A 25,948-nucleotide genomic window follows, 5' to 3' on the forward strand; every position below is an offset into this window, starting at 1 on the left:
AGTATACGGCGCGCTGCCAGTACGCGGCAAAGCGTCGCGTAGATGCCGTCAAGCTGTCGGACTGATAGAATCGCCGCCGGTTCACACGAGGTTAATCCATGCACGACACCCACAACGAGCGCATGAGTGGCAGCGAAACGCGCGCCGCTGGCGGCCTGGCCCTGGTCTTTGCCTTTCGTATGCTGGGCATGTTCATGGTCCTGCCGGTGCTGGCCACTTACGGCATGGACATGGCCGGCGCCACGCCCGCGCTGATCGGCCTGGCCATCGGTGCCTATGGCCTGACCCAGGCGTTTTTTCAGATCCCGTTCGGGATGATTTCCGACCGCATCGGGCGACGTCCGGTGATCTATCTGGGCCTGGTGATCTTCGCCCTGGGCAGTGTGCTGGCGGCTCAAGCCGACTCCATCTGGGGCGTGATTGCCGGGCGCATTCTGCAAGGCGCCGGGGCAATTTCTGCTGCAGTCATGGCGCTGCTGTCCGACCTGACCCGCGAGCAGCACCGTACCAAGGCCATGGCCATGATCGGCATGAGCATCGGCCTGTCGTTCGCCGTGGCGATGGTCGTCGGCCCGCTTCTCACCAGCGCCTTCGGCCTGTCAGGATTGTTCCTCGCCACGGCAGGACTTGCCCTGGTCGGCATTTTGCTGATCGCTTTTGTCGTGCCCAACACCCACAGCACTTTGCAGCACCGCGAGTCGGGTGTGGCGCGCCAGGCGCTCGGCCCAACCCTGCGCCATCCGGACCTTCTGCGCCTGGACACCGGTATCTTCATCCTCCACGCGATCCTCATGGCGAGCTTCGTCGCGCTGCCTCTGGCCTTCGTCGAGCGCGGCGGCTTGCCCAAGGAAGAGCATTGGTGGGTATACCTGACCGCGCTGTTCATCTCATTTTTTGCAATGGTCCCGTTCATCATCTATGGCGAAAAAAAGCGCAAGATGAAACGCGTATTGGCTGGAGCGGTCAGTGTGTTGCTGCTGGTGGAGGTGTTCTTCTGGCAGTGGGCTGACAACTTGCGCGGACTGGTGATTGGCACCGTGGTATTCTTTACTGCATTCAACCTGCTGGAGGCATCGCTGCCGTCGCTGGTTAGCAAGGTGTCGCCTGCTGGCGGCAAGGGGACGGCGATGGGGGTGTATTCCACCAGCCAGTTCCTTGGCGCAGCGCTGGGTGGAATCCTTGGTGGCTGGCTGTTCCAGCACGGTGGGCTGAACACGGTGTTCCTCGGTTGCGCGGTGCTGTGTGCCGTATGGCTGGTGGTCGCGTTGCGCATGAACGAGCCGCCTTATGTGACCAGCCTGCGCATGCCACTGACGCCTGAGGCAGTCCGGGAAGCCGGCCTGACCGAGCGCCTGATGGCCGTGCCGGGTGTGACCGACGCCGTTGTGGTGGCAGAAGAAGCTGCCATCTATATCAAACTGGATACGAAAATTTTGGACCGTGCGACCCTCGAGCGTCTGGTGAACCCAGCCTCATCGGCGTGCGAAGCCTAGGAGAACGTTATGGCCCGTGGGGTTAACAAAGTCATTCTGGTCGGCACCTGTGGCCAGGATCCCGAAGTCCGCTACCTGCCCAACGGTAACGCCGTGACCAACCTGAGCCTGGCTACCAGCGAGCAGTGGACCGACAAGCAGTCGGGCCAAAAGGTCGAGCGTACCGAGTGGCACCGTGTGTCGATGTTCGGCAAGGTTGCTGAAATCGCTGGCGAATACCTGCGCAAGGGTTCGCAAGTGTACATCGAAGGCAAGCTGCAGACCCGCGAGTGGGAAAAAGACGGCATCAAGCGTTACACCACCGAAATCATCGTCGACATGCAGGGCACCATGCAGCTGCTTGGTGGGCGTCCGCAGAACCAACAAGGTGGCGGCGACCAGTACAACCAGGGTGGTGGTAACAACTACAACCAGGGTGGCCAGCAGCAACAGTACAACCAGGCCCCACCGCGTCAGCAGGCCCCGCGCCCGCAACAGGCCCAGCAGCGCCCAGCGCCGCAACAGCCCGCGCCGCAGCCGGCTGCTGACTTTGACAGCTTTGATGACGATATTCCGTTCTAGAGCAACTCCAGGCCGGTAAGACGTCCCGCTTCATCGAAAACCCAGGGCATTTGCCCTGGGTTTTTTTTGGGAGGCTTCACGGATGGCCGGGAAGATCGGGAAGTATATGCCAAGGGCTTTTCACTGCGCCCCTGAGATCGTTGATCCCAGGGCCGGCCTGCGTTTGCCCCCGAGCCTGCGAGTAGTGGGTTTTCGGATGCGCCCATCCAACGCTTTGATTCGACGATTGCAGTGACTGCCTGACGGGCACGCCGGCAAGCCGGCCACAGGGTAGGCGCATTGTCGAAACACTGGCGCAAGCCCTGTGGGTGCAGGTTTACCCGCGAAGAAACCAGCGCCTACCTCAAGGCCTGCGTTCGAAGTTCTTCGCCGCTGCCGCCGCCAGGTCCGGTGGCAGGAAGTCCTTGTCCGGGTTGTAGTCCGCCTTCAGGTACCGCTTGAGGTCCACCAGGTCCTGTGGGCTCAAGGTGCCGGCTGCCTGCTTCAGGCTCAGGTTGTCGAGAATGTAGTCGTACCGGCTGTTGTTGTAGTCGCGAACCGAGGTGTACAGCTGGCGCTGGGCATCGAGCACGTCGACGATGTTGCGGGTACCGACCTGGTAACCGATCTCGGTGGCTTCCAGCGCGCTCTGGTTGGAAATGATCGACTGCTTGCGCGCTTGCACCTGTTCCACATCGGTATTCACGGCACGGTGCAGGTTGCGTGTGTTCTCCACCACCTGGCGGCGCAGGCTCTCGCGTTGTTGCTCGCTCTGGCTCAGGCGCTGGTATGCCTCGCGTACCTGCGAGCTGGTCAGGCCGCCGCTGTAGATCGGAATGTTCAGTTGCAGGCCGATGCTGGTCTGCTCCACGTCACCGCTATAGCGCACGCCCAGTTGCGAAGGGTTGGTGAAGCCCAGGCTGTCGTTGTCGCCTTTCTGGTACTTGGCTACCGCATCCAGTGTCGGGGCGTGGCCGGCCTTGCGCTGGCGCAGGGTTTCTTCGGCGGCATCGACTGCGTAGTTGGTTGCCAGCAGGTTGAGGTTCTGCCGCCCGGCAGTCTCGACCCAGGCCTTGGCATCGTTGGGCGTGGGCACCTGTATGGGCAAGGTGTGGACAACGCCCTGGATCGACGTGTATTCGCGGTTGGTGAGGGTCACCAATGCCTCGAAGGCATCCTGCACCTGGCGTTCGGCGATGATCCGGTTGGCCCGGGCGGTGTCATAGCTGGCCTGGGATTGCAGTACGTCGGTCTTGTCGGACAGGCCGACATCGAAACGTTCGTTGGACTGGTCGAGTTGGCGCTTGAAAGCCGATTCTTCGGCCTTGGTGGCTGCAAGGTTGTCCTGGGCCCGCAGCACGGCAAAGTAGCTTTGCGCGGTCTGCAGGATCAGATTCTGTTCGGTGGCAGACAACTCCAGCGCTGCCTGCTCATTGACAGCTTCGGCGGCCTGCAACTGGAACCAGCGGTCGGCGCGGAAGACAGGTTGCGCCAGGGTGGCGCTCCAGGCGTTGCCGCTGCGGTTGGAGGTGATCGAGGGTTCGTCGAGCTTGGTGCGGGTGTTCATCATTTCGGCACCTGCCGACAGGTTGGGCAGCAGGCCGGCGCGGGCCTGGGGCACCACTTCGCGGCGCGCGCCATAATCGGCGCGGGCGGCGGCAAGATCGGCGTTGTTGTCGACCGCTTCCTGGTAGACGCTGACCAGGTCAGTCTTGACCGTCATGGGCACATCCGCTGCCCAGGCCACTCCGTTGGACGCACAAGACACGGCAATCGCCAGTGAAAGTTTGCGCAGCATAGAGGCAATCCTTGTACGAAATTTAATTACTGAACTGTTGAGTATCGAGCGTTGGGGCAGTGTAGTGCCATGCGCAACTGGCAACAATCGTTGGCTGTGCCTTTCATCATCCCCCCGTTTTACACGCTTGGCTTTGCCGGCCACTCCAGTCTAGACTGCGCACGTTCTTGTCGGGGTGCCTTGAAGCAAAGGCTGAGATCGCATAGGTGCGGATCCCGTTGAACCTGATCAGGTTAGCGCCTGCGTAGGGAACAAGATTGCTCGCCTTCCCGGGGAGCCTCTTGTGCCAGGTCCGGGAATGTCGCAGCTGCAAGCAGCTCAAGGCACTCCATGTATCCGGCACTGCATGCCCGCCAAGGGGTGCGTCCGCGTCTTTCAGGTTCTCCCCGACATTCCACCGCTAGGAAGCTGTCTGGAGCCTGTGATGAGCAAACAAGAAAAAACGATCAACCTCAGCGAGTCGGCGCAAGTCGATCAGCAGTCCGTGCAACCCTTCCCGCGTTCGCGCAAGGTCTATGTCGAGGGCTCGCGCCCGGACATACGCGTGCCGATGCGCGAAATCAGCCTGCACGACACCCCCACCGACTTTGGCGGCGAAGCCAACGCGCCGGTGATGGTCTATGACACTTCCGGCCCCTACACCGATCCCGACGTCATCATCGATGTGCGCAAAGGCCTGGCCGATGTGCGTTCGGCCTGGATCGACGCCCGTGGCGATACCGAGCGCCTGGGTGGGCTGAGCTCGAACTTCGGCCAGCAGCGGCTGAACGACGCCGAACTGGCCAAGCTGCGCTTCAACCATGTGCGCAACCCGCGCCGCGCCAAGGCTGGCGCCAACGTCTCGCAGATGCACTACGCCCGCCAGGGCATCATCACCGCCGAGATGGAATACGTCGCCATCCGCGAGAACATGAAGCTGCAGGAGGCCCGCGCTGCTGGCTTGCTCAAGCAGCAGCACGCCGGCCACAGCTTCGGCGCCAACATCCCCAAAGAGATCACCGCCGAATTCGTGCGCGAGGAAATCGCCCGCGGTCGCGCGATCATCCCGGCCAACATCAACCACACGGAACTGGAGCCGATGATCATCGGCCGCAACTTCCTGGTGAAGATCAACGGCAACATCGGCAACAGCGCCCTGGGTTCCTCGATCGAGGAGGAAGTAGCCAAGCTGACCTGGGGTATTCGCTGGGGCTCGGACACGGTCATGGACCTGTCGACCGGCAAGCACATCCATGAAACCCGCGAGTGGATCATCCGCAACTCGCCGGTACCCATCGGTACCGTACCGATCTACCAGGCCCTGGAGAAGGTCGGTGGGGTTGCCGAGGACCTGACCTGGGAGCTGTTCCGCGACACGCTGATCGAGCAGGCCGAGCAGGGCGTGGACTACTTCACCATCCATGCTGGCGTGCTGCTGCGCTACGTGCCACTGACCGCCAAGCGGGTCACCGGTATCGTCAGCCGCGGCGGTTCGATCATGGCCAAGTGGTGCCTGGCGCATCACCAGGAGAATTTCCTGTACACGCATTTCGATGAGATCTGCGAAATCATGAAGGCTTACGACGTGAGCTTCTCGCTCGGTGACGGGCTACGCCCAGGCTCGATTGCCGATGCCAACGACGCTGCGCAGTTCGGTGAGCTGGAAACCCTTGGCGAGCTGACCAAGATCGCCTGGAAGCACGACGTGCAGTGCATGATCGAAGGCCCTGGCCATGTGCCGATGCAGCTCATCAAAGAGAATATGGACAAGCAGCTGGAGTGCTGCGACGAAGCGCCGTTCTACACCCTCGGCCCTTTGACCACCGACATTGCGCCTGGTTACGACCACATCACCTCGGGCATCGGTGCGGCCATGATCGGCTGGTTCGGCTGCGCCATGCTGTGCTACGTCACCCCCAAGGAGCACCTGGGCCTGCCGAACAAGGATGACGTCAAGACCGGCATCATCACTTACAAGATCGCCGCGCATGCAGCCGACCTTGCCAAGGGCCACCCGGGCGCGCAGATCCGTGACAATGCCCTGTCCAAGGCGCGTTTCGAGTTCCGCTGGGAGGACCAGTTCAACCTGGGCCTGGACCCTGACACCGCACGTGCCTTCCACGATGAAACCCTGCCGAAGGAATCGGCTAAGGTCGCGCACTTCTGCTCGATGTGCGGGCCGAAGTTCTGCTCGATGAAAATCACCCAGGAAGTACGGGAATACGCCGCCAACCTGCGCATCGATGCGGTGGATGTATCGGTTGAGGAGGGGATGCGCGAGCAGGCCGAACGGTTCCGCCAGGAAGGCAGCCAGCTGTACCACAAGGTGTAAGCCGCAGCGCTGATCTGTTGCAGGAGCGGCCTTGCCGGTGCGCCGCTCCTGCAACGACCGTGTCGATTTGTTTTCTTTTGTCGAGTAACAACAATGACAACTCCCAGCCATTTTTCCCCCGACCACCCTGTCCCCACCAGCCAACGCCCGTTCGGTGGTCGCGACCTGTTCTCGCTCTGGTTTTCCCTCGGTATCGGCCTGATGGTCCTGCAGGTCGGCGCGATGCTCGCTCCAGGCCTGGGCCTGGCCGGCGCGGTGCTGGCCATCGCCCTGGGCACCGGCGTGGGCGTGCTGCTGCTTGGGGCGGCAGGCGTGATTGGCAGCGATACGGGCCTTTGCGCCATGGCCACCCTGCGCCTGAGCCTGGGCAGCCAAGGCGTGCGCCTGCCAGCGCTGCTCAACCTGCTGCAACTGGTCGGTTGGGGCGCGTTCGAGATCATTGTCATGCGTGACGCCGCCAGCCTGCTCGGCGCGCGCACCTTCGGTGAAGGCAGTCTATGGAACAGCCCGATGTTCTGGACCCTCTGCTTCGGTGGCCTGGCTACGCTGCTCGCGGTCAGCGGGCCGCTGGCATTCGTGCGCAAGGTGCTGCGCAAATGGGGGATCTGGCTGTTGTTGGGCGCTTGCCTGTGGCTGACCTGGAACCTGTTCGCCAAGGCTGACCTGGGCGAGCTGTGGCGGCGCAGCGCAGATGGGTCGATGTCGCTGGCTGTGGGCTTCGACATCGTCATCGCCATGCCGCTGTCCTGGTTGCCATTGATCGCCGACTACTCACGTTTTGCCCGCAGCGCCAAGCGAGTGTTCGGCGGGACCGTGCTCGGTTACTTCATTGGCAATACCTGGTTGATGAGCCTTGGCGTGGCCTACACCCTGGCCTTTGCGCCGAGCGGTGAGGCCAATGCGCTGCTGCTGGCCCTGGCCGGTGCCGGGCTGGGTATTCCGTTGCTGCTGATTTTGCTGGACGAGTCGGAGAAGGCCTTTGCCGATATCCACTCGGCTGCGGTATCGACCAGTCTGCTGGTACGCCTGAAGGTCGAGTACCTGGCGTTGGGCATCGGTGTGCTATGCACCCTGATTGCCCTGCTGGCGCCGCTTGCCCAGTACGAAAACTTCCTGCTGCTGATCGGCTCGGTGTTCGCGCCGCTGTTCGGTGTGGTGCTGACGGACCACTTCGTGATCCGCCGCCGCCGCCTTCCAGCACAAATTGATGGTTTGCACTGGCAGGCGCTGCTGGCCTGGGCGGTGGGTGTGGTGGCCTATCACAGCATCGCTGCGCAAGCGCCAGAGTTCGGCGCTACCCTGCCGGCATTGTTGCTGGCGGGTGGGCTGCATGCGCTACTGAGTCTCAGCCGCGGCCGGGGAACAGTTCGGGCTTGAGCACGCCGTTCAGGCGTGGGTAGGGGATTTTCAACTCCACGTGGCCCATGGAGTAGGGCGCGATGGTATAGACCTCATATTTGACCACCACTGCGCCGTACGTCAGGGCGATGTGCGGCGACTTCTTGAATGGCCAGGTTTTGACGAACTCGGCATCCTTGTCCATGCCCACGCTGATCAACCAGGCGCGGTGCGATTCTTCTACCGTTTTCCAGAAGGTATCTTCCTGGCCCGGCACCAGCATGTCTTGCAGGGTCAGCACCTTGTCCAGCTTGCGCGAATAGTTGATGAAGCCCCGGCCTGGCATGCCATGGGCGCCGCCGCTGTCGAGGTAGCTGGACAGCTCGATGATCACCAGCCCGTCATGCTGTTCACGTACCTTGGCTTGCAGGTAGCTGCTGTTGCGTTTGTCGGCGGTGGCCAGGTATTGCTGCTCATACGCCTGCAAAGTGCTTGGTGCGGTGCCATGCTGGTTGTCTTCGGTCAGTTGCAGCAGGCGTTTTTCGACGATGCCGTCGAGCTTGGGCAGGTCCGGGAAGTGAATGGTGTCAATGTTCACCAGTGGGCAGTCACTCTCGCTGCAACCTGGCTTTACGTGCTCCCAGGCGTCGCGCTTTACCTCCAGTGGGGCACGGTAATTCGGCGCGAACAGGCTCTGGCAGGCACCGAGGGCCAAGGCCAGCACAGCCACGGCAGTCAGTTTGACAAGTGTCATGATGATCCTTGCAATACAGGGAAAAGTCGGCCTTTGACCGCCTGCGCGGCCTTCAGTTCGCCACTAAGCTAACAGAGAGAAGAGCCGCTGTCCCGACTGCGCGAACGGTTACCGGAAAGGGGTGAAACAGGCAGGCGTGCAGAGTAGGATGGCGCGAAGCAGTATTTGAGGTAATGAGGATTTCCATGTCAGACGCGTTGAATTCAGTGCCCAAGGGCTTCGACATCATCGAACGGGCCAATTGCTTCCAGGGCTTCTACAAGCTCGACAAGCTTCGCCTGCGCCATGAGCTGTTTGCCGGGGGCATGGGCCGCGAGATCAGCCGCGAACTGTTCGTGCGCCATGATGCCGTTTGCGTGCTGCCTTACGATCCACTGCGCGATGAAGTGGTGTTGATCGAGCAGTTTCGCGTCGGCGCGCTGGATAAAGTCGACAATCCCTGGCTGATCGAGATGGTCGCCGGCCTGATCGACAAGGACGAACAGCCTGAAGAGGTCGCTCATCGTGAAGCCGAAGAAGAAGCCGGTCTGACCTTCAGCGCCCTGTGGCCGATGACCCGTTATTTCCCATCGCCCGGCGGCAGTGATGAATACGTGCACCTGTTCCTTGGCCGCTGCAGCAGCGAAGGCGCCGGGGGGCTGCATGGCCTGGAAGAAGAGGGCGAAGATATCCGCGTGCGGGTCTGGTCGTTCGAAGATGCCTTGCAGGCCGTGCGCGACGGGCGCATCTGCAATGCGGCGACGATCATTGGCCTGCAATGGCTGGCGCTCAACAGAGATGAAGTACGAGGTATGTGGAAGTGAACCTGCTGCGTGAGCGTTATCGGGTCGATCTGGCCGGGCTGCAGGCAGCCTGTGAAGCCAACTACGCCCGGCTCATGCGCCTGCTTCCCGACATGCGTACCACCCAGAGTTCGCGCCGCATCGGCATGACCCAGGGCGACCAGATGCTCGGCGTGCTGGTGCTCGATGTGGTGCTGGCCTGCCCCTACACCACCACCCTGCGGGTGCGCCAGGAGCACAGCCTGCCTTGGCTACCGGTGCCCCACCTGGAGGTGCAGGTGTACCACGATGCGCGCATGGCCGAAGTGGTCAGCGCCGAGCATACCCGGCGCCTGCGCAGCATCTACCCGTACCCCAACCAGTCCATGCACCAGCCGGATGAAAAGGCCCAGCTCAATCTGTTTCTCGGGGAATGGCTGAGCCACTGCCTGGCCTGTGGTCACGAGCTGGCAAGTGTGCGCTGAAATGTGATGCCGGTCGGTTTCGACTATTTGCTCGCAACCAATCCCCCGCCATAATTCGTGCTGAATTCCCCGAGGAGACGGCCGGTGCCGCACCCAGACCCCTCTCAGGCACCCGTATGCGTGGTGCAATTGACTGACGCTCACCTGTTCGCTGACCCTGCGGGCACGCTGCTGGGGCTGCGCACGCGCGATAGCCTGCGCCATGTGATCGCCCAGGTGCGCCGCGAACAGCCGTGTGTCGATTTGCTGCTGTGCACCGGTGATCTTTCGCAGGATGGCAGTGCTGCCTCGTATCAGGCGTTCCGTGATCTGACGGGTGACTTCGCCGTACCGGCGCGCTGGTTGCCGGGTAATCATGATGAAGCCAGGGTCATGGCCGAGGTGGCGCCGGAGCTGGTGCAGGCGGTAACCGATATCGGCGCCTGGCGTATCATCATGCTCAATTCGGCGGTGCAAGGTGCGACCCATGGGCTGCTTGAGCCGGCACAGCTGTCGCTGCTCGATGATGCGCTGGTGTCGGCAGGGGGGCGCCATTGCCTGGTCTGCTGTCACCATCAACCTGTGGATATCGGCTGCGCCTGGATAGCACCGATCGGTTTGCGCAATGCTGACGAATTGTTGCGCCGGCTTGAGGGTTATCCACAGGTGAAGGCGCTGCTTTGGGGGCATATTCATCAGGAGTGGGATGAGCTGCGTGGCGGTTTGCGCCTGCTGGCCACGCCATCGACCTGCATACAGTTCGCCGCTCGTAGCGAAGACTTCAAGGTGAGCGAGGAGCAGCCGGGTTACCGGTGGTTGCGCCTGCATGCCGACGGGCGGCTGGAGACCGGGGTGCAGCGGGCCACGGACTTTGAGGTGAAGCTCGATTTTGATAGCCCGGGCTATTGAAACCAGGGGCCGCCGTGCAGCCCAAAAATTGTTGCGAAAAACCCGCCGCAGCGCCAAAACACGGCGAACACGCTACACTGCGCATCCCTGCGCCTCCACCATCGGGCGCGAAGCCAAAGATTCCGGGGGCAGCATGTCGGGTTCCATCCTCTATATCCATGGCTTGAACAGCTCACCGCTCTCCACCAAGGCGCGTCAGCTCCAGGCTGTGATGCAGCAGCTAGGTCTGTCAGGCCAGTTGCGCGTACCCGCCTTGCACCATCACCCGCGCCAGGCCATTGCACAGCTCGAAGCCGCCATCGCCGAACTGGGGGCGCCCCTGCTGGTCGGCAGTTCGCTCGGCGGCTACTATGCCACCCATCTGGCCGAGCGCCATGGCCTCAACGCCCTGCTGATCAACCCGGCGGTCACCCCGCACAAACTGTTCGACGGCTACCTGGGCACCCAGCGCAACCACTACAGCGGCGAAACCTGGGAACTGACCCACGATCATGTCCAGGCCCTCGCTGAACTGGAAGTGCCGGCCCCAGCGGACGCCAGCCGCTATCAAGTGTGGTTGCAGACCGCCGATGAAACCCTGGACTATCGACACGCCGAGCGTTATTACCGGGCGTGCGCGTTGCGTATCCAGGCCGGTGGCGACCATGGCTACCAGGGTTTTGCCGAGCAGATACCAGCCCTGCTTGCCTTCGCCGGAGTTGCCCGGGGGCAGTATGCGGCGCTCGATTTTTCTGTATTTGATTTTTTCGCATTCACCAGACTGACGACGAGAACCCATGGCCAATCCCAGCGCTAGCGCCTATAACGCAGACGCCATCGAAGTCCTCTCGGGCCTTGACCCGGTCCGTAAACGGCCGGGCATGTACACCGATACCAGCCGGCCGAACCACCTGGCCCAGGAAGTCATCGACAACAGTGTCGACGAAGCCCTGGCTGGCCACGCCCGTTCGGTGCAGGTCATCCTGCATGCCGACCACTCGCTGGAGGTCAGCGACGATGGCCGCGGCATGCCGGTGGATATCCATCCGGAAGAGGGTGTATCGGGGGTCGAGCTGATCCTCACCAAGCTGCACGCCGGCGGCAAGTTCTCCAACAAGAACTACCAGTTCTCCGGGGGCCTGCACGGCGTCGGCATCTCGGTGGTCAATGCCCTGTCGACCCAGGTGCGCGTGCGCGTCAAGCGGGACGGCAATGAATACCAGATGACCTTCGCCGATGGCTTCAAGGCCAGCGAGCTGGAGGTGGTCGGTACGGTCGGCAAACGCAACACCGGCACCAGTGTGTACTTCAGCCCCGACCCGAAGTATTTCGATTCTCCCAAGTTTTCCATCAGCCGCCTCAAGCACGTGCTCAAGGCCAAGGCCGTATTGTGCCCGGGCCTGTTGGTCAGCTTCGAGGACAAGGCCAGCGGCGAGAAGGTCGAATGGCACTACGAGGATGGCCTGCGTTCCTACCTGGTCGACTCGGTCAGCGAGTTCCAGCGCCTGCCGGACGAGCCCTTCTGCGGCAGCCTGGCCGGTAACAAGGAAGCCGTGGACTGGGCCTTGCTGTGGCTGCCAGAAGGTGGTGACAGTGTTCAGGAAAGCTACGTCAACCTGATCCCCACCGCCCAGGGCGGTACCCACGTCAATGGCCTGCGTCAGGGGCTGCTCGATGCCATGCGCGAGTTCTGCGAGTTCCGCAACCTGCTGCCGCGTGGGGTCAAGCTGGCGCCCGAAGACGTCTGGGAACGCATCACTTTCGTGCTCTCGATGAAAATGCAGGAGCCACAGTTCTCTGGGCAGACCAAAGAGCGCCTGTCGTCCCGCGAGGCTGCGGCATTCGTTTCGGGCGTGGTCAAGGATGCCTTCAGCCTGTGGCTCAATGCACACCCCGAGCTGGGCATGCAACTGGCGGAACTGGCCATCAGCAACGCCGGCCGCCGCCTCAAGGCCAGCAAGAAAGTCGAGCGCAAGCGCGTCACTCAGGGCCCTGCGCTGCCGGGCAAGCTGGCCGACTGCGCAGGCCAGGACCCAATGCGGGCCGAGCTGTTCCTGGTCGAGGGTGATTCGGCCGGTGGCTCTGCCAAGCAGGCACGTGACAAGGAATTCCAGGCGATCCTGCCGCTGCGCGGCAAAATCCTCAATACCTGGGAAGTGGACGGTGGCGAGGTACTGGCCAGCCAGGAAGTGCATAACATCGCCGTGGCCATCGGTGTCGACCCGGGCGCTGCCGACCTGTCGCAGCTGCGCTACGGCAAGATCTGCATCCTCGCCGACGCCGACTCCGACGGCCTGCACATCGCGACCCTGCTGTGCGCGCTGTTCGTTCAGCACTTCCGTCCGTTGGTCGAAGCAGGCCACGTCTATGTCGCCATGCCGCCGCTGTACCGTATCGACCTTGGCAAGGAAATCTACTACGCCCTCGACGAGGCTGAACGCGACGGCATTCTCGACCGCCTGGTGGCTGAGAAAAAGCGTGGCAAGCCACAGGTCACCCGCTTCAAGGGGCTGGGCGAGATGAACCCGCCGCAATTGCGCGAAACCACCATGGACCCGAACACCCGGCGCCTGGTCCAGCTGACACTGGATGACCTGCAGGGTACTACCGAAATCATGGATATGCTGCTGGCCAAGAAACGCGCGGGCGATCGCAAGAACTGGCTGGAGACCAAAGGCAATCTGGCCGAGGTTCTGGTTTGATTCGTCTGTTTGTCGCGGTTTTACTGACGCTGGTTACTCTGCCGAGCCTGGCAGCCGACTGGCCGGAGCTGAAGCTGGCATCCGAGCATCCGATTGACGGCATGCGCGGCGGCAATCTGTCCGGGCTGGCTTTTTGCCGAGGTGCGCTGTGGGGTGTTTCAGACCGTGATGATGACCGTATCTACCGCTTCGACCAGCACAATGAGGTGTGGCGCGCCCAGCCTTTGACTTTTTCCCCGCCCCCGGTACCGGAGAGCGGGTTGCCCTGGGGGCTGAAGTCGCGCAACTGGGCGGTGTCGTACATTCGTGGTGGCCAGTTTGATTACGAAGGTATCACTTGCGATCAGGCCGGTAATATCTACCTGGTCAGCGAAGCGCATGTGGCCGTGCTGCAACTGCCGGTCGTAGGCGCGCCTGCCTGGCTCAGGGTTGACCCGGCGATGATGCGCCAGGCCAGGGCCACTGGCATGCTGCTGAACTTCAATGCCCTGTTCGAAGGCCTGGCGATCAACCCTGCCGGTGACCGCCTGTGGCTTGCGGCCGAGCGTGAGCGCCGCGGCTTGGTAAAGATAGAGCGCCAGCAGTCGGTATGGACGTGCGGACGCACTTGCGTACTGCTCAGTGAAGCCGGGGTCGAGATGCAACCGCCTCAAATGCCCAATGCCCGTGCGCTTTCGCGTGATTTCGCCGACCTGGCCTGGTTCGAGGGCAAGCTGTTCACCCTCGAACGTAATGCATACCGTGTGTGCCGACGCCATGCCGACAGCGGTGAGGTCGAGCGCTGCTGGTCGTTCGCAGCCGATGCTCTGGTACCCGAGCGACGCTATGATCAGCCGTTCGGCCTGGCCGAAGCGCTGGTCATCGATACCAAGGGCGCATGGATCGGTCTTGACAACAACAACGCTGACCGCGCCGATGGTGAAAGCCGGCCGGTCGTCTGGCGCTTCGCCGCGCCGCAAGGCGGTTGGAGCACCACACCATGAGCCAGCCACCGGGCAAGCGTGCGGGCAGGGTACTGATGATCGTCGCCTGGGCGGCGGCGATGTTCCTGGCTACGCGCTTTTTCGGTGAGTGGGAGGCGCGCGAGCGCAACCCCAATACCCAGGTGCAGTCCGAGCACGGCGAAGGCTTCATCGAAGTGCGCCTGCTGGGCAATGGCCAGGGCCATTTCGTGGCAGATGGCGCGATCAACGGCAAGGCTGTGCATTTCATGCTCGATACCGGAGCCACCGACGTGGCGATCCCCGAGGCGCTGGCCCGTGACCTGAGCCTGCAACGTGGCAGCCCGGTCATCCTCAGCACCGCCAACGGTCGCACCGAAGGTTACCGCACGCGACTGGACAGCCTGCAACTGGGGGACATCCGCCTGCAGGGCGTGCGCGCCCTGGTGGTGCCGGGGCTGGATGGGCAGACGGTGCTGCTCGGCATGAGCGCTCTGAAACAACTTGAATTTACCCAGCGCGGCGGCACCATGCTGCTGCGCCAGAACCTGAAATGACGAGGCCCGCATGAGCGACTCACTGGAACTCAGCCTCGACGGCGTCGAACGCCGTTCGCTGGCTGACTTCACCGAACAGGCCTACCTCAACTATTCCATGTACGTGATCATGGATCGGGCCTTGCCGCACATCGGCGACGGCCTCAAGCCTGTGCAACGACGCATCGTCTATGCCATGAGCGAGTTGGGGCTCGATGCCGATGCCAAGCACAAGAAGTCGGCGCGTACCGTCGGCGACGTGCTCGGTAAATTCCACCCCCACGGCGATTCGGCCTGCTACGAAGCCATGGTGCTGATGGCGCAGCCGTTCAGCTACCGCTACACGCTGGTCGATGGCCAGGGTAACTGGGGTGCGCCGGACGATCCGAAGTCGTTCGCGGCGATGCGTTACACCGAAGCGCGCCTGTCGCGCTACTCCGAGGTGCTGCTCGGTGAGCTGGGCCAGGGTACCGTGGACTGGGTGCCCAACTTCGACGGTACCCTGCAGGAGCCTGCAGTATTGCCGGCACGGCTGCCGAACATCCTGCTAAACGGCACCACCGGTATTGCCGTCGGCATGGCCACCGACGTGCCGCCACATAACCTGCGCGAAGTGGCCAGTGCCTGTGTGCGCCTGCTCGACGAGCCCAAGGCCACCCTTGAGCAACTGTGTGAACACATCCAGGGGCCGGACTACCCGACCGAAGCCGAAATCATCACGCCGCGTGCCGAGATCCTCAAGATCTACGAAAGCGGCCGCGGTTCGATCCGTATGCGCGCCGTATACCGGGTCGAGGACGGCGACATTGTCGTCACTGCGTTGCCGCACCAGGTCTCCGGGGCCAAGGTGCTGGAGCAGATCGCCGCGCAGATGCAGGCGAAGAAGCTGCCGATGGTCGCTGACCTGCGTGACGAGTCGGACCATGAAAACCCCTGCCGTATCGTGATCATCCCACGCTCCAACCGCGTGGATGCCGATGAACTGATGCAGCACCTGTTCGCCACTACCGAGCTGGAAAGCAGCTATCGGGTCAACGTCAACATCATCGGCCTGGATGGCCGGCCGCAGCTCAAGAACCTGCGTGCCTTGCTCCTGGAGTGGCTGCAGTACCGTATCGGTACCGTCCGTCGCCGCCTGCAGCATCGCCTGGAGAAGGTCGAGAGGCGCCTGCACCTGTTGGAAGGCTTGCTCACTGCATTCCTCAACCTCGATGAAGTCATCCACATCATCCGTACCGAGGAGCATCCCAAGCAGGCATTGATCGCTCGTTTCGACCTCACCGAAATCCAGGCCGACTACATCCTCGAGACGCGCCTGCGCCAGCTGGCCCGTCTGGAGGAGATGAAAATCCGCGGTGAGCAGGACGAACTGCTCAAGGAACAGGCCAAGCTGCTGGCCCTGCTCGGCAGCGATGCCAAGCTACGCAAGCTGGTGCGCAGCGAACTGATCAAGGATGCGGAAACTTACGGCGACGACCGCCGGTCGCCGATCGTCGCGCGCGCCGAAGCCAAGGCGCTGTCGGAAAACGAGCTGATGCCGACGGAGCCAGTCACGGTCGTGCTGTCGGAAAAAGGCTGGGTGCGTTGCGCCAAAGGCCACGATATCGATGCAACCGGCCTGTCGTACAAGGCCGGGGATGGCTTCAAGGCTGCAGCGGCGGGGCGTTCCAACCAGTTTGCCGTGCTCATCGACTCCACCGGGCGCAGCTACTCTGTGGCGGCGCATACCTTGCCATCGGCGCGTGGCCAGGGCGAGCCGCTGACCGGTCGCCTGACGCCGCCGCCGGGGGCTACCTTCGAGTGCGTGCTGTTGCCGGACGATGATGCGCTGTACGTGGTGGCATCGGATGCCGGTTACGGCTTTGTGGTCAAAGGTGAGGACCTGCAGGCCAAGAACAAGGCCGGCAAGGGGCTGCTCAGCCTGCCTAACGGTGCCAAGGTCATCGGTCCGCGCCCGGTGGCCAACCGTGAGCAGGACTGGCTGGCGGCAGTGACCACCGAAGGCCGCTTGCTGGTGTTCAAGGTCGCTGACCTGCCACAACTGGGCAAAGGCAAGGGCAACAAGATCATCGGTGTGCCCGGTGATCGGGTCGCCAGCCGTGAAGAATATGTTACAGATCTGGCGGTGATCCCCGAGGGCGCGACCCTTGTATTGCAAGCTGGCAAGCGTACCCTGTCTTTGAAGCCGGACGACCTTGAGCATTACAAGGGCGAGCGTGGACGGCGGGGTAGCAAGCTGCCGCGCGGGTTCCAGCGCGTTGACGGTTTGCAGGTGGAAGTTCCGGCGTAACCGGTAGAAATGTCTGGGGCGGCAATTTCAGCGCCGTTCCAGGCAGAAATGCTGGAGTCGGACCGACATTTCGCGGATGATAGTGCCCTTGTGGTGCCGGCGTGGCCGTGTGCCCGATTGAATCTATATCAGTATCAATGCGGTTAGCCTGGTGGCGACCGCCTGGATGGGATGAATGAAATTTCTGCGCCTTCCATTTGCGCTATTGATGACGGGCCTGCTGGGGCTGAGCGGATGCAGCATGCATCAGCCGGTTGCCCTCTATCAGCTCGACAGCGGTGATCCTGGCCAGCCTTCGCAGAGTGCGGGCATGGCCGTGGTGCTCGGCCCGGTATCGGTTGCCGATTACCTGCAGCGTGAAACCTTTTTGCAGCGCCAGGCTGATGGCAGCCTGAGTTCGGCGACGGACGGTCGTTGGGCCGGTAGCCTGTCGGCAGACATCGATCAACTGTTGGTGCGTCAGCTGGCCTGGCGCCTGGACAGCCAACGGGTGGTTCTGGCGCCGGCCAGCAGTGGCTTCTCGCCTGACGTACAGGTATTGCTGTCGATCACCCGCCTGGACTCGGGCAAGAACCAGCCGGCCATCCTCGACGCGCAATGGCGTTTGCTGGACCGTCGCGGCAATGTGCGCGACAACCGTATCGTTCACCTCGAGCAGCCGCACGAAGGCAGCGAGTCGTCGCAGGTGCAGGCTCAGGGGCAGTTGTTGCAGAAGCTGGCAGAGCAGTTGAGCGCTGCAGTCAAACCCTTGGCCAACCAGCCAGCGATTGCCGAAGAGTCGCGCAAAAAACCTGCAGCACCGGTTCAGGTCAAGAAAACACCGGAGAAGTCGAAGATCCCCATGGCTTCCCCTATCCGGACCGATATGGAAGTTTATCGGTTCTGATGTTTGCCCCCAGATACAGAAAAGCCCGCACATGTGCGGGCTTTTTTGTGGGTGTCAGAGCAGGGGGCTCGATATCAGACCCTGCGCTCGTGCATCCGCGCCAACTGTCGCTCCAGCATCGAGGGGTAAGGCTCCATCAAGCGCTCGACACAGCAGGCGCCTTCAGGGCTGGCAATCGGCCGAATCCGCGCACGCTGGCGAATCAGCGAGTCATCACTGATCTGCCGCTCCACCAGCAGTAGGTTGCGGCTGTGCTGGGAAAGAGCCAGGGCGTCCTGGGCTTTTTCGGTCATCAGCAGGTCTACCTGTTCCAGCCCATGCAGGTCATCGCCCAAGGCCAGGCCCAGTTGCAGTTGCAAGGTGATGCCGCTGTCGGCTACCTCGATCTGCAGGGCGTGGCCGAGGGCGCGCAGCAGCTCGCCGCAGCAGATTGCGTTGGTCAGGTAATCCTCGCCGCAGTCGCGGCTGTGGAACAGCACCAGAGTGCTGCCGTCGTTGAGCGTGTGGGTCTCGCCATCGTACAGCGACGCGGCCTGCTCCAGGCAGTCGCGGTAGCGTTCCAGCAGCTCGGTCAGGCGGGTGCGTGGCAGCCGGCGCAGTTGCTCCTGCGAGCCTAGCTGAACGGCCAGCACCGCAGTGCTCTGCGGCTCGTCGGAGTCGACTACGGCGGCCTTCGGCGCGCTTTCTTCGTGGTCCAGCAGGCCGGCAAAGGCTTCATCGTCGTCTTCGTCGTCTACCTGGGCGGCAACCTTGGCCCGTGGCGCGGCTTTGACCGGCGCAGGGGTATCGTGCAGGTCGTCGAAGTCGTCTTCGTCTTCGTACTCCTCCGGCTCAGGTTCCGGAGGTGGCGGCGGGGCCAGGCGGGCATGCAGCTGGCGGGCAATATCGCCGATCTCATCCTGACGATCGATTGCCGGGGTGTAGGGGTGCGGGTCGCGCAACCATACGCGCAGTTGCAGCAGCGGCAGGGTGATGTGGCGGCCTTGGCGCAGGCTCAGGCTCAGCGCCAGGGCCAGCAGGATCGCGGCCAGGATGCCCATGCTCTGCAGGCTGATCAGCATCGGCTGCTGGAACTGGCTCATGTCCAGGCTGATGCGCAGTTGCCCGGCGGTCACGTCCTGGAAGGTGATCTTGGTCTGGTACAGGCCTTCGGCCTCACCCAGCAGGCTGTTGCGTGGGCGCTGCCCGGCCTCGGCCAGGATGCGGCTATCCACGCTATATATAGCCGCATGGGCCACCAGCGGGTTCTTCACCAGGTTGCCCAACAGCACGTTGAGGCTGAGGATGTCGTTGGACACCAGCAGCTCGGTCGCCGATGTGGCTGTCTGGGTGGTCAGGCTCTGGCCAAGGGCGTCAGCCTGCTCGTGCATGGCCTGCTTGAACTGCAGACCCATCACGCAGGCATAGATCACCAGCGCCAGCGCCACCAAGAAAATGTTGGTGCTGGCGATGCGCAGTGCCAGGGGAACGCGACGTTGGCGCAGGGCACGGAAGATCATGAGGAAGAAGTTGTCTGGTTTGACGGGCGTGGGCCGGTTCACAGAGCGCGGCTCTTAATGGCATGAAAGTGCGCGCAGTATAGCGACCCGAGTTTTGTCGGCAAAGTATCGTTGGCGCCCGATGGTCACGGAAAATCGGTAGAATGCGCATTTTTCATCGAAGTCGGAGCCAGGTTGTGCGCGAAATCGTTCTGATCAACATCACCGGTGAGGACCGTCCGGGTCTCACTGCCGCCATCACCGGCGTCCTGCTCCAGGGCGGTGTGAACATTCTCGACATCGGCCTGGCTGTCATGCACGGCACCCTGTCGTTCGGCATTCTGGTCGATATACCGGACAACGAAGTGGCCACCAGCCTGTTGCAAAGCGTGCAGTCCAAGGCCCATGAGCTGAATCTGCAGGCCCGCTACACGCCGATTTCCGAGTCCGATTACCAGCACTGGGCCGATGGTCAGGGCGAGGCTCGCTATATCGCTACCGTCCTCAGCCGCAAGATCACCCCGGAGCAACTGCAGAGTGTCAGCGCGGTCATCAGCCAATATGGCCTGACCATCGAGCGGATCGAGCGCCTGTCTGCACGTGTTGCCCTGGGCGCGCAGCGCGAGAAAGGCAAGGCTGCCCTGGAAATTTCCGTCCGCGGTGAGCCAAGCGATGCCCAGGCGCTGCGCGCCGACTTCTTTGCATTGTCCGAAGCGCTGAACATCGACATCGCCTTCCAGAAGGACGACCTGTTCCGTCGCAACCGCCGCCTGGCCGTGTTTGACATGGATTCGACCCTGATCGAAGCCGAAGTCATCGACGAACTGGCCAAGGCTGCAGGTGTCGGCGAGCAGGTGGCGGCGATTACCGAACGTGCAATGCGCGGCGAACTGGACTTTCGCGCCAGCTTCAAGGAGCGCATGGCGCTGCTCAAAGGCCTGGATGTTGGTGTGCTGGACCAGATCGGTGCTTCGCTGCGCCTCACCGAAGGTGCCGAGAACCTGTTCGCCGAGCTCAAGCGCATGGGCTACAAGACTGCAATCCTTTCGGGTGGCTTCACCTACTTTGCCAAGCAGGTGCAGGCACGCCTGGGCATCGATTACGTGTTCGCCAACGAGCTGGAAGTGGTCGATGGCAAGGTGACCGGCGTGGCCGTCGAGCCCATCGTCGATGCCCAGCGCAAGGCAGAACTGCTGCAGCATTTGGCGAGCGAAGAGGGCCTGCAACTGGAGCAGACCATTGCCGTAGGTGACGGTGCCAACGACCTGCCGATGCTGTCGCTGGCCGGCCTGGGCGTCGCCTTCCGCGCCAAGCCACTGGTACGTCAATCGGCCAAGCAGGCCATCTCGACTCTGGGGCTGGACGGCGTGCTGTATCTGCTGGGGCTGCGCGACCGCGACGCGCGGGGCTGACACAAGCCTCGCTGACAAAAAGGCCCTGCATGACTTCAGTCATGCAGGGCCTTTTCATTTTTTGCCAGAATCAAGCCTGCGCGGGAACCGCCAACAGCTCACCCATGCGCGTTGCCGAACCGGCACCCAGGGTTTCAGCCCACTTCACCTGCTCCGGCCCAAACAGCACGATAGCCGTAGAGCCCAGCTTGAAGCGGCCCAGTTCCGCACCCTTCTCCAGATGGATCGGCGCACGGCTGCCTTCGTCATAGCGGAAGGTTTTAAGTTCGCGCTTGGGTGGAGTGACCAGGCCGGCCCACACGGTCTCGATCGAGGCAACGATCATCGCCCCCACCAGCACGACGGCCATCGGCCCGCGCTCAGTGTCGAACAGGCACACCACACGCTCGTTGCGGGCAAACAGCTCGGGGACGTTTTCTGCGGTGGTCTGGTTAACCGAGAACAGGCGACCCGGCACATAGACCATTTCGCGCAGGGTACCGGCCAGCGGCATGTGCACGCGGTGGTAGTCCTTCGGTGACAGGTAGATGGTAGCGAATTCACCACCCATGAACGGGGCGGCCAGCGCCGGGTCGCCGCCGAGCAGCTCCAGAGCGCTGAAGCTGTGGCCCTTGGCCTGGAAGATGCGACCGTGCTCGATCGGGCCCAGCTGGCTCACAGCGCCATCGGCCGGGCACAGGATTGCCCCCGGGGTTTCATCCAGCGGGCGTGCACCCGGCTTGAGGGCGCGGGTGAAGAAGGCATTGAAGTGCTCGTAGGCGGTGAGGTCTTCGACCAGTGCCTCGTTCATGTTCACCTGGTAGCGCTTGGCGAACCAGGCGGTGAAGGCATTCTTGAACCAGCGTGAGCGGCACTCGGCGACGCAGCCGGCAAGCCGCGACAGAAGATGGTGCGGCAGCAGGTACTGGCTGATGATGAACAGACGGGATTTCATGCAGGTTCCTTAAACTTCTACAGGCGTGTCCGGGTGGTTGCCCCATTCGCTCCACGAGCCGGCATAGGCCTTGACGCGTGGATAGCCGAGGGCTTTGGCCACCAGGTAGGTAAAACCGGAGCGGCGGTGGGACTGGCAATGGGTGATCACCTCCTTGTCGGGGGTGATGCCCAGTTGCTGGAGGACTTCGGCGATGTCCTTGCGGATGCGCAGATGGTCGTTGAGGTCCATGCCGGCCGTCCATTCAAAGTTGACCGCGCCGGGTATATGGCCACCCCTGGCTGCCAGGACCTTTTCACCAGAGAATTCTTGCGGGGCGCGGGCATCCCAGATCACCAGGTCATCGGCGCCCAGGCGGCTTTGCAGGTATTCGCGAGTGGCAGTCGGTTCGCTGTGCAATTGCAGGCGTACCGGTGCGGTGGCGGGCGCGGGTGCCTCCGTCGAGAGCTTGTCCGCCGGCCAGGCCTGGATGCCGCCATTGAGGTAATGGCAGGCCTTGTGGCCGATGACGTCGAGCAGCCAGATGAAGCGCCCGGCCCAGCCGCCGCCCTCATCGTCGTACACCACGTAGACCGCATCATCCCGGTGGCCGAGTTCGCTGAACAGTTTTTCCAGGTCGCCAATGGCCGGCAAAAGCCCCGGCGCGGGCGGCATGCCCAGCTGGGTGCGTTTGCCTTCGACGAAGCGGGCGCCCGGGATATGACCGCTGACATAGCGGTTGGCGCTGCTCAGGTCGACCAGGATCAGCTGGGGGGAAGCCAGGCGCGCAAGCAGATCCGCGGGCTCGATCACCAGCGGTAGTCCGGCAAAATCAGTCATCCACGGTCTCCAGTGTGGAAAGAGGGGCGATTGTAGCGCAAGGGTCAGGCATTGCGGTTGGCAAACACCGCAAGGGCGCGCTCGATACATTGCGCGGTTTTGCCGAACGCCTGGACACTGACATCGGCCAGCGGTTTGCCGCCTTGGTCGGCCACCGCCAGCATCAGTACCTGGTTGTTGACTGCCAGCGAGCGCAGCAACAGGTGTTCGCTACGGAAGAACGCACGCAATGGGGCCGGCAGCAGGGCCGCGAACTGGGCATGGTTGTCTGGTGACAGGCGCAGCTGTGCGGCCTGCCCGACCAGTTTCTGCAAAAGCTTGCTCTGCGTGACAGGCAAGGCGATGGTTGCAGCCTCCTTGGGCAAGCCGGCAGTTTGCTGCACGCGCAGGTAATCACTGGCCTTGTCCAGGGTCAGCAGCATGATGCGCTGCATGCCGCAGGCCAACAGTGCTTCGCGGGCCTGGGTGGCCAGATGCACGGTATTGGTGAACGGGCTGGGCTGTGCCAGCAGCTCCTGGCACAGCTTGCGCCAATGGCCGAGCGCCTCGCTGGAAGGCGGTGGTGGCGTCAGCATGTCCGGATGCGGGCGACGCTGTTCCCAGGGCCAGATCAAGGCCTCGGCAGGGTGGAACAAGGCATGCCTGGCGTGCCGGCGGGCACTGGCGGCGGCCTGTTGGTGAACTTGCTGTTGCACGTCCTCCAGTGTGGTCTGCAGGTACAGCGCGGTGAGCAATTGCCAGCGCAGCAGGTGCGGGTTGTCCCAGCCTACCTGTGCCGCCAGGGCCAAGTTGTTGGCCAGCAGCACGGTATTGGCCGGCTGGTTGAACCAGCGGCTCAGTGCCGGCGCCTCGTCCAGGCGGTGCTGTTGGCTGAGCAGGTCTTCGTCGCGGGCGATGCTCAGTATCTGCCCCAGCTGCTCACGCTCTTCGAGCAGCATGCGGTAACCCTGGGTTACCCATTGCGACAGGCGCCAGTGTTCAGCCATGGCTTGGCACAGTGCCAGGATGCGCACGCCAAACAGCTCGAGCTCGACCTCTTGCGCCTCTTCGCCCTTGTGGATAACCCGCAGTTCCCAGGCATCGAGCAGCTTGGGGTAGGCCAGGGCCATCGGCCATAGGGGCGAGAGGAACAGCAGGCTACCCCAGTGAATTTCCTGCCACAGCCGCGCCAGGCGGCTGGCGAACAGGCCGCTGGCTTGCTGCGAAGCATGCTGGCTGATCAGCAGGAACTGCCGCAGTACCGGCGGTATGTCGTCGTCCGGCAGCGCTGGCAGGCGGGTAAGCAATTCCCTGCTGCGCGCCAGGCCCAGCCTGTTAAGGGCGATTTCCAGGCTTTCGGCGGGTTCTGCCTGGCTGGCGTTGGCGGGATGATTGGCCTCGCGCATCACCGACAGCACCAGGGCCGGGCTGTCCTGCATCAGTTCGGCGATATCGCGAAGCGAACGGCGGCTATCGTTGATAGCGCCCATGACCCGGTCGTAACTCTGCTTCGGTACCGGAACACGAATACCGTCGAGCAGCTTTACCCAGGCCTCTAGCGTACGCGGATTCTGAGTGGGCACCTTGGATTCCATTGGCATTTTGACATCAGTCCGAACTGGCTTTTCGCTTTGAGTGGCTATAGTCTGGCGCAGTTCTGCCGATAAGTAGAAGAAGAGTTTTAAAGCTCCCGTCCCTCATCCTGACCACGACAGCAAGTGCTTTGAACCTATGGCTAAAATTATCGGCATCATCGTCGTATTCGCGAGCGTGCTCGGCGGATATGTGCTCTCCCACGGCAAGATCGCGGCACTGATCCAGCCGTTCGAAGTGCTGATCATCGGCGGTGCAGCCTTTGGCGCCTTCATGCAGGCCAACCCCGGTTACATGACCATGCATGTAATCAAGAAGTCGCTGAAGATGTTCGGCACGCGCTTCACCCATACTTTCTACCTGGAAGTGCTGGGCCTGGTTTACGAAATCCTCAACAAGAGCCGTCGCGAAGGCATGATGGCGATCGAGGGCGATATCGAGGACGCCGCGGCCAGCCCGATCTTTGCCAAATACCCAGCGGTGCTGGGTGATGAGCGCATGACTGCCTTCATCTGCGACTACCTGCGCATCATGTCCACCGGCAACATGGCCCCCCACGAGCTCGAAGGCTTGTTCGACATGGAACTGTTGAGCATGAAGGAAGAGCTCGAGCACCCGTCGCATGCGGTCAACGGCATTGCCGACGGCATGCCCGGTTTCGGTATCGTCGCGGCAGTACTGGGTATCGTGGTGACCATGGCGTCTCTGGGCGAAGGCGACCAGGCCTCCATCGGCCTGCACGTCGGCGCCGCGCTGGTCGGTACCTTCTTCGGTATCCTTGCAGCCTATGGTTTCTTCGGCCCGCTGGCCAAGTGCCTGGAGCACGATGCCAAGGAAGAGCTCAACCTCTATGAGTCGATCAAGGCTTCGCTGGTCGCTTCGGCCTCTGGCATGCCACCTTCGCTGGCCGTTGAATTCGGGCGCAAGGTGCTGTATCCGAAGCATCGCCCGAGCTTTGTCGAGCTGGAACAAGCAGTTCGCGGTCGCTGAGCCATGGAAAACAATCAGCCGATAATCATCAAGCGCGTCAAGCGCTACGGTGGTGGCCACCATGGCGGCGCCTGGAAGATCGCTTTCGCTGACTTCGCCACGGCGATGATGGCGTTCTTTCTGGTGCTGTGGCTGCTGTCCACAGCAACGCCGGAGCAGAAGATCGCCATTGCCGGCTACTTCAAGGACCCGATCGGTTTCTCCGAAAGCGGTACGCCCTACGTGATCGACCTTGGCGGCTCGCCCCAGCTGGCGCCGGAAAAGACCATCAACCCGGAGGAGAAGTCCGAGCCTACGCCCGATACCAGCATTCAGCTGGACAAGGACCAGGTCGAGACCTTGGCTGAACAGGTTGAGCGAGAACGCCTCGAACTGCTGTTGCAGGAGCTGCAGAACAAGGTCGAGGAAAACCCCCAGCTGCAGAAGTTCAAGGACCAGATTCTCTTCGAGATCACTCAGGACGGCCTGCGCATCCAGATCATGGATGCCGAGAACCGGCCGATGTTCGACATCGGCAGCGCCCGCCTGCAGCCGTATTTCGAGGACATTCTGCTGGCCATGGCCGACACCATCAAGGCGGTGCCGAACAAGATCAGCGTCAGTGGTCACACCGATGCCAAGCCTTATTCGGACAGCGGCGAGTTCGGCAACTGGGAGCTGTCGGCCAATCGCGCCAATGCCGCACGGCGTGCGCTGGTTGCCGGTGGCTATCCGGATGACCAGGTCGCGCGGGTGGTGGGTTATGCGTCGTCTTCGCTGTTCGACCGCAAAGACCCGTTCAACCCGGTAAACCGCCGTATCGACATCATCGTCCTGACCAAGAAGGCCCAGCGCAACATTGAGGGTGAGCAGGGTACGTCGCCTGCACAGCCAAGCCAGCCAGCGCCGCCTGCCGGCGCTGCGCCTGATGCTTCGGCGGCACCTGCTGCGCAGGATGCACCGATGCAGCCGCGTGAACTGCGCCAGAAGCTGAACATCTTCGAGGAAGGCACCTTGAGGATGGACGAGCCCAACGACCAGTGACGCAGGGGCCGCCCAGCG

At 62.4% G+C, this 25,948-nt stretch carries 22 protein-coding genes and 1 riboswitch; of the genes, 16 read left to right on the forward strand and 6 right to left on the reverse strand.

Annotation, left to right across the window (positions count from 1 at the left end; genetic code table 11):
* Window positions 1-98 precede the first annotated feature (98 nt).
* Complete coding sequence (locus NGJ21_RS16505) at window positions 99-1,493, forward strand: MFS transporter (RefSeq protein ID WP_046788131.1); 1,395 nt, start codon at window positions 99-101, stop codon at window positions 1,491-1,493.
* Window positions 1,494-1,502: 9 nt separating this feature from the next.
* Window positions 1,503-2,054, forward strand: a complete 552-nt coding sequence (locus NGJ21_RS16510; protein ID WP_012316509.1) for a single-stranded DNA-binding protein — start codon at window positions 1,503-1,505, stop codon at window positions 2,052-2,054.
* 343 nt (window positions 2,055-2,397) lie between these two features.
* On the opposite strand, the gene NGJ21_RS16515 is transcribed toward NGJ21_RS16510, so the two are convergent.
* Window positions 2,398-3,831, reverse strand: coding sequence for a TolC family outer membrane protein (locus NGJ21_RS16515; RefSeq protein WP_115273751.1), 1,434 nt, complete (start codon window positions 3,829-3,831; stop codon window positions 2,398-2,400).
* Window positions 3,832-3,992: 161 nt separating this feature from the next.
* A riboswitch (TPP riboswitch) is annotated at window positions 3,993-4,099 on the forward strand.
* 156 nt (window positions 4,100-4,255) lie between these two features.
* Here NGJ21_RS16515 and thiC point away from each other — a divergent pair.
* A complete protein-coding gene (gene thiC / locus NGJ21_RS16520; RefSeq protein ID WP_046788121.1) occupies window positions 4,256-6,142 on the forward strand; it encodes a phosphomethylpyrimidine synthase ThiC in 1,887 nt (628 codons plus the stop codon).
* 93 nt (window positions 6,143-6,235) lie between these two features.
* A complete protein-coding gene (gene cytX / locus NGJ21_RS16525) occupies window positions 6,236-7,519 on the forward strand; it encodes a putative hydroxymethylpyrimidine transporter CytX (protein ID WP_046788120.1) in 1,284 nt (427 codons plus the stop codon).
* Here the strand turns inward: cytX and NGJ21_RS16530 are convergent.
* Window positions 7,488-8,234 carry an RsiV family protein gene (locus tag NGJ21_RS16530; RefSeq protein WP_115273752.1) on the reverse strand — a complete coding sequence of 249 codons (747 nt, stop codon included), beginning with the start codon at window positions 8,232-8,234 and terminating at the stop codon, window positions 7,488-7,490. The two genes, cytX and NGJ21_RS16530, sit on opposite strands and share 32 nt — an antisense overlap.
* A gap of 185 nt (window positions 8,235-8,419) precedes the next feature.
* Here NGJ21_RS16530 and NGJ21_RS16535 point away from each other — a divergent pair, with 185 nt between their 5' ends.
* From NGJ21_RS16535 to NGJ21_RS16575, 9 genes are all read left to right on the forward strand, one after another.
* A complete protein-coding gene (locus NGJ21_RS16535) occupies window positions 8,420-9,037 on the forward strand; it encodes an NUDIX domain-containing protein (RefSeq protein WP_012316503.1) in 618 nt (205 codons plus the stop codon).
* A complete protein-coding gene (locus NGJ21_RS16540; RefSeq protein WP_042111790.1) occupies window positions 9,028-9,480 on the forward strand; it encodes a DUF1249 domain-containing protein in 453 nt (150 codons plus the stop codon). Before NGJ21_RS16535 ends, NGJ21_RS16540 begins: the two co-directional genes overlap by 10 nt.
* An 84-nt stretch (window positions 9,481-9,564) precedes the next feature.
* On the forward strand, window positions 9,565-10,368 hold the full coding sequence (gene cpdA / locus NGJ21_RS16545; protein ID WP_237860346.1) for a 3',5'-cyclic-AMP phosphodiesterase: 804 nt from the start codon (window positions 9,565-9,567) through the stop codon (window positions 10,366-10,368).
* 133 nt (window positions 10,369-10,501) lie between these two features.
* Complete coding sequence (locus NGJ21_RS16550) at window positions 10,502-11,164, forward strand: YqiA/YcfP family alpha/beta fold hydrolase (RefSeq protein ID WP_251962410.1); 663 nt, start codon at window positions 10,502-10,504, stop codon at window positions 11,162-11,164.
* Complete coding sequence (parE, locus tag NGJ21_RS16555) at window positions 11,145-13,049, forward strand: DNA topoisomerase IV subunit B (protein ID WP_012316499.1); 1,905 nt, start codon at window positions 11,145-11,147, stop codon at window positions 13,047-13,049. Before NGJ21_RS16550 ends, parE begins: the two co-directional genes overlap by 20 nt.
* A complete protein-coding gene (locus NGJ21_RS16560; RefSeq protein WP_115273755.1) occupies window positions 13,046-14,032 on the forward strand; it encodes an esterase-like activity of phytase family protein in 987 nt (328 codons plus the stop codon). Before parE ends, NGJ21_RS16560 begins: the two co-directional genes overlap by 4 nt.
* A complete protein-coding gene (locus tag NGJ21_RS16565; protein ID WP_046788114.1) occupies window positions 14,029-14,547 on the forward strand; it encodes a retropepsin-like aspartic protease family protein in 519 nt (172 codons plus the stop codon). Before NGJ21_RS16560 ends, NGJ21_RS16565 begins: the two co-directional genes overlap by 4 nt.
* Before the next feature lie 10 nt (window positions 14,548-14,557).
* Complete coding sequence (gene parC, locus NGJ21_RS16570; protein WP_046788113.1) at window positions 14,558-16,816, forward strand: DNA topoisomerase IV subunit A; 2,259 nt, start codon at window positions 14,558-14,560, stop codon at window positions 16,814-16,816.
* Window positions 16,817-16,991: 175 nt separating this feature from the next.
* Window positions 16,992-17,702 carry a PqiC family protein gene (locus NGJ21_RS16575; RefSeq protein ID WP_046788112.1) on the forward strand — a complete coding sequence of 237 codons (711 nt, stop codon included), beginning with the start codon at window positions 16,992-16,994 and terminating at the stop codon, window positions 17,700-17,702.
* Between the two features lie 74 nt (window positions 17,703-17,776).
* Here NGJ21_RS16575 and NGJ21_RS16580 read toward each other — a convergent pair whose 3' ends face one another.
* On the reverse strand, window positions 17,777-19,243 hold the full coding sequence (locus tag NGJ21_RS16580) for an AhpA/YtjB family protein (protein ID WP_115273757.1): 1,467 nt from the start codon (window positions 19,241-19,243) through the stop codon (window positions 17,777-17,779).
* 134 nt (window positions 19,244-19,377) lie between these two features.
* Here NGJ21_RS16580 and serB point away from each other — a divergent pair, with 134 nt between their 5' ends.
* Entirely contained in the window at window positions 19,378-20,592 is a 1,215-nt protein-coding gene (gene serB, locus NGJ21_RS16585) for a phosphoserine phosphatase SerB (protein WP_046788110.1), read from the forward strand.
* 70 nt (window positions 20,593-20,662) lie between these two features.
* Here the strand turns inward: serB and asd are convergent, their stop codons facing one another.
* The 3 genes from asd to NGJ21_RS16600 are packed head-to-tail and all read right to left on the reverse strand — an operon-like array spanning window position 20,663 to window position 23,925.
* Entirely contained in the window at window positions 20,663-21,526 is an 864-nt protein-coding gene (asd, locus tag NGJ21_RS16590) for an archaetidylserine decarboxylase (RefSeq protein WP_046788109.1), read from the reverse strand.
* Between the two features lie 9 nt (window positions 21,527-21,535).
* The gene (locus NGJ21_RS16595) at window positions 21,536-22,345 is read right to left on the reverse strand and encodes a rhodanese-like domain-containing protein (RefSeq protein ID WP_046788108.1); all 810 of its coding nucleotides are present in this window, start codon (window positions 22,343-22,345) and stop codon (window positions 21,536-21,538) included.
* 44 nt (window positions 22,346-22,389) lie between these two features.
* On the reverse strand, window positions 22,390-23,925 hold the full coding sequence (locus NGJ21_RS16600; RefSeq protein ID WP_251962411.1) for an HDOD domain-containing protein: 1,536 nt from the start codon (window positions 23,923-23,925) through the stop codon (window positions 22,390-22,392).
* Window positions 23,926-24,055: 130 nt separating this feature from the next.
* Here NGJ21_RS16600 and motA point away from each other — a divergent pair, with 130 nt between their 5' ends.
* Together motA and motB are read left to right on the forward strand one after the other, a co-directional pair.
* The gene (gene motA, locus NGJ21_RS16605) at window positions 24,056-24,907 is read left to right on the forward strand and encodes a flagellar motor stator protein MotA (protein WP_046788106.1); all 852 of its coding nucleotides are present in this window, start codon (window positions 24,056-24,058) and stop codon (window positions 24,905-24,907) included.
* 3 nt (window positions 24,908-24,910) lie between these two features.
* Entirely contained in the window at window positions 24,911-25,930 is a 1,020-nt protein-coding gene (motB, locus tag NGJ21_RS16610; protein ID WP_115273759.1) for a flagellar motor protein MotB, read from the forward strand.
* Window positions 25,931-25,948 lie beyond the last annotated feature (18 nt).

Origin of the sequence: Pseudomonas sp. Marseille-Q5299 (assembly GCF_943737035.1) — a bacterium.
GTDB lineage: Bacteria > Pseudomonadota > Gammaproteobacteria > Pseudomonadales > Pseudomonadaceae > Aquipseudomonas > Aquipseudomonas putida_E.